At 44.7% G+C, this 9,087-nt stretch carries 8 protein-coding genes; 3 read left to right on the top strand and 5 right to left on the bottom strand.

Going from position 1 to position 9,087, the window contains the following annotated elements:
• Positions 1-541 precede the first annotated feature (541 nt).
• A complete protein-coding gene (nhaA, locus tag E1919_RS26425; protein ID WP_162056404.1) occupies positions 542-1,855 on the top strand; it encodes a Na+/H+ antiporter NhaA in 1,314 nt (437 codons plus the stop codon).
• Positions 1,856-2,115: 260 nt separating this feature from the next.
• Here the strand turns inward: nhaA and E1919_RS26420 are convergent, their stop codons facing one another.
• The 5 genes from E1919_RS26420 to E1919_RS26400 all read right to left on the bottom strand — a co-directional run bounded on the left by E1919_RS26420 (position 2,116) and on the right by E1919_RS26400 (position 6,009).
• Positions 2,116-3,366 carry an MFS transporter gene (locus E1919_RS26420; RefSeq protein WP_162056403.1) on the bottom strand — a complete coding sequence of 417 codons (1,251 nt, stop codon included), beginning with the start codon at positions 3,364-3,366 and terminating at the stop codon, positions 2,116-2,118.
• Between the two features lie 555 nt (positions 3,367-3,921).
• Positions 3,922-4,521, bottom strand: coding sequence for a 3-keto-disaccharide hydrolase (locus E1919_RS26415; protein ID WP_237144876.1), 600 nt, complete (start codon positions 4,519-4,521; stop codon positions 3,922-3,924).
• A 205-nt stretch (positions 4,522-4,726) separates the two neighbouring features.
• A complete protein-coding gene (locus E1919_RS26410; protein WP_202916005.1) occupies positions 4,727-4,936 on the bottom strand; it encodes an ADP-ribosylglycohydrolase family protein in 210 nt (69 codons plus the stop codon).
• A gap of 67 nt (positions 4,937-5,003) precedes the next feature.
• Positions 5,004-5,195, bottom strand: a complete 192-nt coding sequence (locus E1919_RS26405) for a hypothetical protein (protein WP_162056401.1) — start codon at positions 5,193-5,195, stop codon at positions 5,004-5,006.
• A 145-nt stretch (positions 5,196-5,340) separates the two neighbouring features.
• A complete protein-coding gene (locus E1919_RS26400) occupies positions 5,341-6,009 on the bottom strand; it encodes a class I SAM-dependent methyltransferase (RefSeq protein WP_162056400.1) in 669 nt (222 codons plus the stop codon).
• Between the two features lie 450 nt (positions 6,010-6,459).
• On the opposite strand from E1919_RS26400, the gene E1919_RS26395 reads away from it, so the two are divergent.
• A complete protein-coding gene (locus tag E1919_RS26395; RefSeq protein WP_237144875.1) occupies positions 6,460-8,040 on the top strand; it encodes a SulP family inorganic anion transporter in 1,581 nt (526 codons plus the stop codon).
• A gap of 305 nt (positions 8,041-8,345) precedes the next feature.
• Entirely contained in the window at positions 8,346-8,621 is a 276-nt protein-coding gene (locus tag E1919_RS26390) for a hypothetical protein (protein WP_162056399.1), read from the top strand.
• Positions 8,622-9,087 lie beyond the last annotated feature (466 nt).

Below are 9,087 nucleotides of genomic sequence, written 5' to 3'. Positions count from 1 at the left end.
CAGGTATAGTTAACCTGCGTACTCAACAGATATTGGCAGTACATATCTATAGCTGTTTTCATGCTACTTCTCCCTCCAACTACTTCTACTTAATTTTTTCGCTTGGGTACAGTTTGCGAAAGTCCTAATAAATTAAACCGTACACATCAGTGGGATAAAAGAGCATCTGAAATAAAATTAATAAGGAAGGATATCCTGCTGCACTACCAGTCAGCAGGTATCTGCACTAACGCCACCCGTCATGCGGCTGGCGTTTTCAATTTTGAATGAAGCATGGTCGTTAGCTGGCAATCCAGAAATACAACTAAAAACTTGTTTGTGCTAAAGTTAGCTTTATGTAGATGTATACGTAGGCTCTATAAGAATTAAAACCATTGATAATCAAATTGATGTGCTGTCTCCTATTCAGGTATAAATAAATGTTTTAATGGCATTGCCTTCTTATTGCAGGCACTAAGCTTTATCAAGCTTAAAAATTAATTTAACTAAGCGAGCGCTTTGCCTCTAGTTACAGGGATTACGAAAGCGAAAGAACCAGAATATGAAGAGAACAATACTTGACCGCACCATTGAGCCTATTAACAAGTTTCTGCACTATGAAAATTCTGGAGGTGCTGTTTTACTGTTATCAGTGCTTGTTGCTATACTCTGGGCTAATTCCCCTTGGAGAGAAGCCTACCATCATCTTTGGGAAACAGAATTCAGCATAGGTTTAACAGGTAATCTATTAACTTATTCTCTTCATCATTGGGTGAATGATGGGCTTATGGCTATGTTCTTCTTTGTAGTTGGGCTGGAACTCAAGCGTGAAATTATTGCCGGCGAGCTCTCTTCTTTTAAGAAAGCGTTGTTGCCGATGGCTGCCGCTCTGGGAGGTATGATTTTTCCAGCCTTCATCTACTTTATAATAAATATAGGTCAGCCATCCTTAAGTGGGTGGGGTATTCCCATGGCAACTGATATTGTCTTTGCGTTGGCACTCATATCACTTGCAGGAGATAAAATACCTCTTTCCGCAAAAGTTTTCCTTGTTGCCCTGGCCACTGTAGATGATTTAGGAGCTGTTCTGGTTATAGCCTTTTTTTATAGTTCAAACTTGTCTTTTGAAAGTCTTGCATATGGTCTTGCCTTGCTGAGCATTCTCTTGATAGCGAACCGTGCAGGAGTTCGCAACACGCTCCTTTATGCCTTGATCGGCATTGGAGGAGTGTGGCTGGCCTTTTTGCTTTCCGGTGTGCATGCTACTATCGCAGGGGTGCTGGTAGCTTTTGCTATCCCGGCACGCACAAAAATAGATGAATCGGCTTATTCCGATAGCATGGAAGTGCTGGTAGCGGAATTTGAGGAGGAGATTCCAACCCGTGGGCCGCTGATGACCCAAAAGCAACATCAGATAATTGAGAAAGTGAAAAACAAAAGTGCCGAAGCTCAGACGCCCTTACAGAAGATAGAAGTAGCCTTACACCCTTGGGTCACTTTTTTAGTTATTCCCCTCTTTGCCCTTGCTAACGCCGGTGTTGAAATAGGTTCAACTTTCTTTACCGATCTTCTGAATCCTATCAGCATCGGAGTGTTTGCAGGTTTGATATTTGGAAAGCTAGTTGGAATCTTGCTTTTCACCTGGGTGCTGGTAAGGTTCAGGGTGGTACCTCTACCTAAGGCAGTTACCTGGACACATATTGTAGGCATTGCTTTTGTAGCTGGTGTGGGCTTTACCATGTCTCTCTTTATTGCCGCCCTCGCATTCAAAGACCCACATATGATTGAACAGGCGAAATACGGTATACTGTTGGCATCCGTCGTTTCTGGTACACTTGGCGTGTGGATCCTTAAAAGTGCCAAAGTCGAAAGCTAATCTCGATGGTATTTCCATTATACCCATATGCGCGTGGCCGTGGGAAGCAGCCACCACTTTTTTTCGATTGAGTGGCTCCTCCAGGCGGGAGCAGTCCAGGAAAGGATGTATGGCCCCAGGCTCTCCTTCTATAGTCGCCTTGATGGAGGTGTAGTGTAGCAGTGCAACCTTCTTTAAATCAGTGTGCTCAGTATCAAACTGGGCTAAGGCAGCATCTAGTTTGGGGGCTTCGTTCACTGTTGCCTGCACAAAGTATTGGTTTAGCTATTCTTGCTCTCTGTTTCAGTTGTAGCCAATACCTGAACCGGCTCCTCTGTTTTAAACAATGACCTGATCCGAAAGCTGTTCACAGATACCAGGCCAAGCGCTGCCGCACAGCCAAAGCCGATCTGGCTGACAGTGATGCCGTGGTCCAGGAGGAAGCCAATCACGACTGGGGCTAGGGCTGTACTCAAGACCATTATCATGGAGAACAGACTTCGTACCTGCCCCACCCGGCCCGTTCCATAAAGTTCGGCTATCACGGCCGAAGTAACAATACTGCTCATGCCCGCTGAAACACCTGTAAAAAGCAGGAAGAACAAAGCGGCTATTTTACCCGGAATAATGGCGAGGGCAAGCAACCCGAGCACGAAAGGGAAAAGGTAAAAAGGAAACAGTTTACTGGCTGTGAACTTGTCTGTTAGTATGCCCCCGTACAACAGGAACAGGAAGCGCACGATGGCATAGCCCGAGAAGCACATCGCGTACCACTCCAAAGGCCAGCCTTTCTCTTTGGCCAGCACATACTGAAAAAAGAAAATTCCCGTGGTGACGAAGCTGAAGGTAAAAACAGGCGGAATAAGTACCGAAAAAGGCTTTTCTGACACAATCTGCCTGAAATACTCCCATTTTTCGCCGCCCGACACTTCCACATTATCCTCGTGTACGTCCAGGACTTCCAGATTCAGCTTCCTAATCATCAAAAAGACAGAAAGCAGCGTAACAGCGGATATTATCAGCGCCAGGTGCCAGTTCAGAAAGGTGAGGAGAAGTCCTACGATTAGCGGGAATACTATTTCCCCCACAGGATATCCCATTGCGGAGATACTCAGTGCCTTTCCCCGGTCAGCAGAAAAGTAACGGGACATCACACTCAGGCTGATGTGGCTCATAAAGCCCTGCCCTCCCAACCGCAGACCAATCAGCGCAATAAAGACCATCGCCGGATGTATGGCCAATCCCAATACAATGGAAGAGGCAAAAAGCAGGAGCACCGTTTGAATCGTGAGAGGCCGGAGTGGGCGGCTATCTACCCGGTGCCCAAACTGCAGCAAGAAAATGGAGGCAATAATGGTCGCTACCGCATAATAGCCTCCGAACACAGATTTTGAGAAATTAAACTGGTCCAGGATAAAGGGCACAAACAGGGAGATGAAAAATGTCTGCCCAAAGCTTGAGAAGAAGGTAAGTAGCCAGCCGAAAAAAACAGGGCTGAGGTTCTCTTTTAGAAATATATAATAAGTACGCATTCTGTGTTCTGGTAATAAAAAAGCATGTTGGCAGAATACTTGAAAAAAATTAATGCCGGACAAAGGGAGCAAACTGCCAGCATCAGATATCGCTGCAAAAAGGAAATACTGCCTGCACTGATTTTACAAAGACAAAATTAAGTATAAATTTCTACATCCGATGGATCAGGTGGCTACTGCCCGTTGGCTTACAATGATCCTTGTCAGGCACGATAAATTAAATAGCACCTTAGCCTCGTGCACGATGCCTGCCACAATGAAGTAAACGGCCAACACGCCGTCTGAGGTGGTGATAACCTTGGCATTGTTGAGTTTACGCTTGGCCGCTGGTTTTTACCTGCTACCTACAGGTAATCATCAACTTAACAGTAAAGTGCTATGTTGAAGTCATTCATGGTAAGTCAGGGTTAAGGTTTGGTAGCTTTATCCCTTAATAATCCTGAATGGCTTCATCGTTTATACATCGCAACTTGAGTTATTTTATGCAAATGCCTTTCAAAAAGATGCACTGAATGTACGTTCTTCTTGAAAGGCATTGTTTTCTGCATCATCCTGTTAAGGCAACGGTTTCACCTTGATGTCTTTGAAGTAAACCTTGCTATCCGGGTCGTGCCCCTGCAGGGCAAAAGTGCCGCTGGAGATAACTTTATTTTTCGCGTCGGCTGGCCGTTCCACATTCTCAGGCTCTGTGTATTCCACTACCGTTTTGTCATTTAGCTTCACGGTAACTTTGTTTCCCTGCACAATAATATGCTGGGTATACCATTCATTATCCTGCACATGCACTTCCTTTACATCATCAAAAGAATACACGCTGCCTGTTCGCCGCCAGTCAGACTGTGAATTGTTTACCTGCACCTCGTGCCCCTTTGAGGGCCAGCCCGTTTCCTGGTAATCCGTATGAAAGAAGATGCCGGAGTTAGAGCCTGGCGTAGTCATCACCTGAGCCTTAAATTCAAAATTCTCAAAATCGGCGTTCATTTCCGGTCCAACGTAAAAGAGGTGGGCACGTGGCCCGTGCACGACAATCACGCCATCCTCTACCTTGAATGTGCCGGGATTTTCGCTGGCTTTCCAGCCAGTCAGCGTTTCACCGTCGAAGAGAGAAATCCAACCGTCTTGAGTTGTGGCAGGGTTTTTAGTGGTACATGCCATCGTTAAAAAGAGAACAAGGCAGCAGCAAAACAGGTGTTTCATAATTGTTTCTATTTAGTTTGGTGGTTAATTTTCTATTATATGCCTGTTAAATTCTATATGAGGTATTTGATTAGCTGCTCATTTCTGCCAAGCTCTATTAAACCAGCACACCTTCCACAATATTTTTCCGCTGCTCTGCCGCTAACCTAAGGCTTTTAATAACTCAAGTTGCGACATGCGGGTACTTTCTGCCATACTCCTGCAAGGCGCCGGTAAACGGTTTATTGTTCAGGATACAATCTGCTACGGCCACCGTCAGCACTGTGTCATCTGTGAAAACAGCGTCCGGTGAAAACAGCGGGAAATCCTTGCTTTTGATGTTGTTGGCTTCGTATACCGAGCCAATAATGTCTCCTGCTATGGCTCCAATCATATATTAAATCTTAAGAAGACGACATTTTAAAATATACATCCATTGCAGGGATAGCTACTGATACATGTTACTCTTTGATTTTATAATTACAGGCTCCTTGCGCCATGCGGTACTCAATTTTCTCATCGGCCAGCAGCGCCTCTATTACCTTGTCAGTGTGTTCTTTACTAAAACCTATACTTTCGCCCAAGGTCCTTTCATCGACTTTTCCCTTGTTTTCTCTTAGGGCCTGCAGGTATTTCTCTTTATCTTTTTCCATTATGTCTATTATTAAAGGTTAGTTTAAATAGTGAATACGTTAATGTTACCAATAGTAGCAGTTAAACAAAAAAAATCTACGCTGCTATATCTGGAAGGCGGCACAAAACCCCTATCTGCTTTCAGATGCTACAGCCTCTTCAACTTCAGCGCAAAGCAACTTCCTTTTCTTCCGTAGCTGTTTTGCGCTGAAGGATGACCACCCTGCGGTCGTCTATGAACTGCCGCTCAAAGCCAAACTTGCTGCAGATGGCGTCAAAGGTGCGCATGTGGTAAAAAGCCACATGAGTAAGGTCCTTTGCATAATACCAGCGCTTAAAGTCCTTTACCTCTTTCCAACGCTCGGTCATTACAATCAGCAGCCCGTTCTCCTTCAGTAGGTTGCGGAGGCGCTGCAGGTCCCTGGCCGGAAAAAAGAAATGCTCAAAGCACTCGGTAGCGAAAATAAAGTCATACTTTTTGTCTTCATCGAATTCCGGGAAAAAATACGGGTCATAATCATCTACTTCATACCCAGACTCTTTCAACAGCAGCGAAAGCGTGGGAACAGGGCCGCAGCCATAGTCCAGGCCTTCCATGCCTGGCTCTAAAAACGGAAGGGCCGGCTGTATGGCTTTGTTAAGAAAGTTGACATAGCCTTTGTACTGGATGCCATTTTCATGCTTTCTGTAATGTTCCGCCTCCTGCGCCCTGGTGGGGAGGAAACTCGTGTCGGTAAAGATAAGCAGGCAAGTCTCGCAGAGATAATAGCTGCGGGCGTCAGGACCCTCCACTGCTGTGAAGCTGGAGGGTTTAACACATAATGGGCAAATCATACTTTCACTCCGGTTTAGATGAGGCACTATTCGTACATTTCTTACATTCAGGCATCAGCGGCAGTCTGCAGTTTAATTTTGGCGTGATGTTATTGGCTCCAGTATTTGGCGTGCTGAAGGAGGCGCTTCTTCCATGGCTTTAAAACAAATTATAGAAGGCTAGCCTCATTCAAAGAATAACCCTATCTTTGCAGCCACAATGACAGCAGCAGTTCTACATACAAGCATTACGCCAGACTGATTTAGTCTGATATAAGCAGCAGGCAATCCCACGCCATTGGCTGCCTTTTACCTCCTGGTTTTACTAAAACATGGGCATGCAACCTATATAGGTTGTTTTTTGCACCATACTGTCAGGTCAAGGTGGAGCAAGTGTGTACCATTGGCTTCAACACGCCAGCCAATCAACAAAAAGCATTCAACTAAAACAACACTCATATACATCATTTTATGGATCAAAACAATGCAGCAGCGCCCGGAGAGGAAAAGAGCGGGATGTTCTCACACGTTAAAACAGATATACCTGCGGGTTTAGTAGTATTCCTGATTGCACTCCCTTTATGCCTTGGCATTTCGCTTGCCTCCGGTGCTCCTCTTTTCTCAGGAATCATCGCGGGCATAGTAGGTGGAATTGTGGTGGGCTTAGTCAGTGGGTCCAAAATAAATGTTAGTGGGCCGGCGGCAAGTGTGGCGCTTATCGTGCTTACAGCTATACAATCTTTAGGCTCTTTTGAGATCGTACTGAGTGCTACTATTATTGCCGGTGTGTTTCAGATCATACTGGGGTATATCCGAGCAGGTACCATAGCCTACTTTTTTCCTTCTTCCATGATTAAGGGAATTCTGGCTTCCATTGGACTCATCCTGATTATAAACCAGATTCCGCACGCATTTGGATATAGAGGTGAAGCCCTGTTCGGAAGCATGGAAGACGGTTTCATTAGCGGCATCTTTACTGTTATCAATAACATCGAGGACTATATCAGCCTTGGGCCTACCATTATTACGCTGGTTTCCCTAGCTATTATTTTTATATGGGACCAGCCTGCTTTGAAGCGGCATGCATTTTTTAAATTTGTGCCTTCCGCTTTGGTAGCGGTACTTGTCAGCATTGGTCTTTACCTGCTGTTCAACGCTTCTTTTCCAAACCTGGCGCTGGCAGAAAATCACCTGGTGCAGCTTCCGGTAGCGGACGGCATAGTAGATTTCTTTTCCTTCTTTACGTTTCCTGATTTTTCTCAAATCGCTAATCCTGAGCTGTATACTGTAGCGCTTAGCATAGCCTTTATCGCCAGCCTTGAATCTTTGTTAAGCACAGAGGCAGGCGATAAGCTGGACCCATACAAACGTAAAACCTCCACCAACCGTGAGCTGAAAGCCCAGGGTGTTGGTAATATTGTGGCAGGTTTTATAGGTGGTTTACCTGTTACGGCTGTTATTGTGCGTACTTCTGCCAACGTTACGTCAGGAGGTAGAACACCCCTAGCCACCATCACGCATGGTACCATTATGTTGGTTTGTGTGATGGCTATTCCTCTCATTCTGAATATGATCCCGTTGGCGTCTTTGTCAGCGGTGCTGTTTGTGGTGGGTTACAGGTTAACCTCTGTCACCCTCTACAGAAACATGTACAGGCTAGGTAAAAGGCAGTTTGTGCCATTTTTTGTAACTGTTCTGGCCGTAATGTTCACTGACCTGATAACTGGTATTCTAATTGGTGGCGCTGTATCTGTTTTTGTTATTCTACGCGACAATTACAAAACACCTTTCTTTTATGATAAGGAGAGCCATCACGAAGGGGAGAAAGTTGAACTGGTGCTTGCACAGGACGTTACTTTCCTGAACAAAGCCAGCATGATGCTGACACTTGATCACGTGGCCAGAAATTCTGAAGTGGTGATTGATGCGACGCGCTCTGTGAACATAGATGATGACGTGCTGGAAATTATTGAAGAGTTCAAGAACACGGCCGCTTATAAGAACATCCGCCTTACCTTAATCGGGCTGGACAAGTTTGGCGTGACTGCTTAAATAGCGTAGTGCTTCAGGTAAGCATGCTTACATGGAAAACTCAATCATCTTATATGGTAAAGCGGTGCGGGAACTTCTCGGATCGCTTTACTTTTTTTGCATCACAACAGGAGTAATGTCAAAACTTATAAGCAGGCGCTTATGATGATTTTTCCAAAACAGAATATCCTGAAAACAAGTATAGCAGGCGGATTCAGCCAGTACCTTCTCTGTTTCGCCTTCGGTATAACAGAGTGCTTTTAGTTTAAACTGCCCGGATAAGTTACATCAAAAGAATGCCTGTAGCGCCTGCTCTATGAAGCCTTTTGCATGAAAAACAAGAACCACCCGCAACACCAGAAAAGCTTTACCTGATCATAGACGATTTCTCTTCAGCAGCCTCGGAAGATATGCTCCGTTTCCTTATGCAAAAGGATATTCAGCCTGTCATTTTTTGTATTGGAAAGGCGCTTGAAAACCATATGGAGTTAGCTGTTAAAGCACTTACCCAAGGCTGCATATTTGAATTGATGTGTAACAATATCAGTAAGTATCTTTTTATGTTGAAACAAGTGCCTAATCTGCTCGTGGTGTTCAGGTAAAAAAGTGTTTTTCTGCAGATGATCCATCCCACTCATAAAGAAAATGATTGCATTGCGATTAGAGAAGTCGTTTTTCCAGCGTTCGTTCTTCCAGAAAACCAGATCAGTATAGATATGATAAAAGCGAAGGAAATCGGGAGGAAGGTTTTGGGTAAAATCATATACTAGTTTTATGCCCGCATTATGCTTCCCTGAAAATGCCCTTTCCTGCACTTGGATGCTTTGAAAAACCTGAAGATTTTCAAAGAGGTCGTAATACTTCTTAGAGCATGCTTAAATTTGTAACAATCTGATTTTTAGTATACTCTGTTAAGAATGAGCTGACAATTCTGCCATAACACCCATGCTTCTGCGCTTTTAGTGGTCTTTTCATGGTCTTTGTCGAGCCTTCTAGAGAAGTTGAACAGGCCGAAGGTCCTCTCGCTGACCCATCGCCACTTGACAGGCACAAAGCCTTCCGAGCCAG

Source organism: Pontibacter pamirensis (genome assembly GCF_010015475.1).
GTDB lineage: Bacteria > Bacteroidota > Bacteroidia > Cytophagales > Hymenobacteraceae > Pontibacter > Pontibacter pamirensis.
The sequence above is the reverse complement of the archived record's forward strand: the minus strand, read 5'-3'. Positions and strand labels throughout refer to the sequence as shown.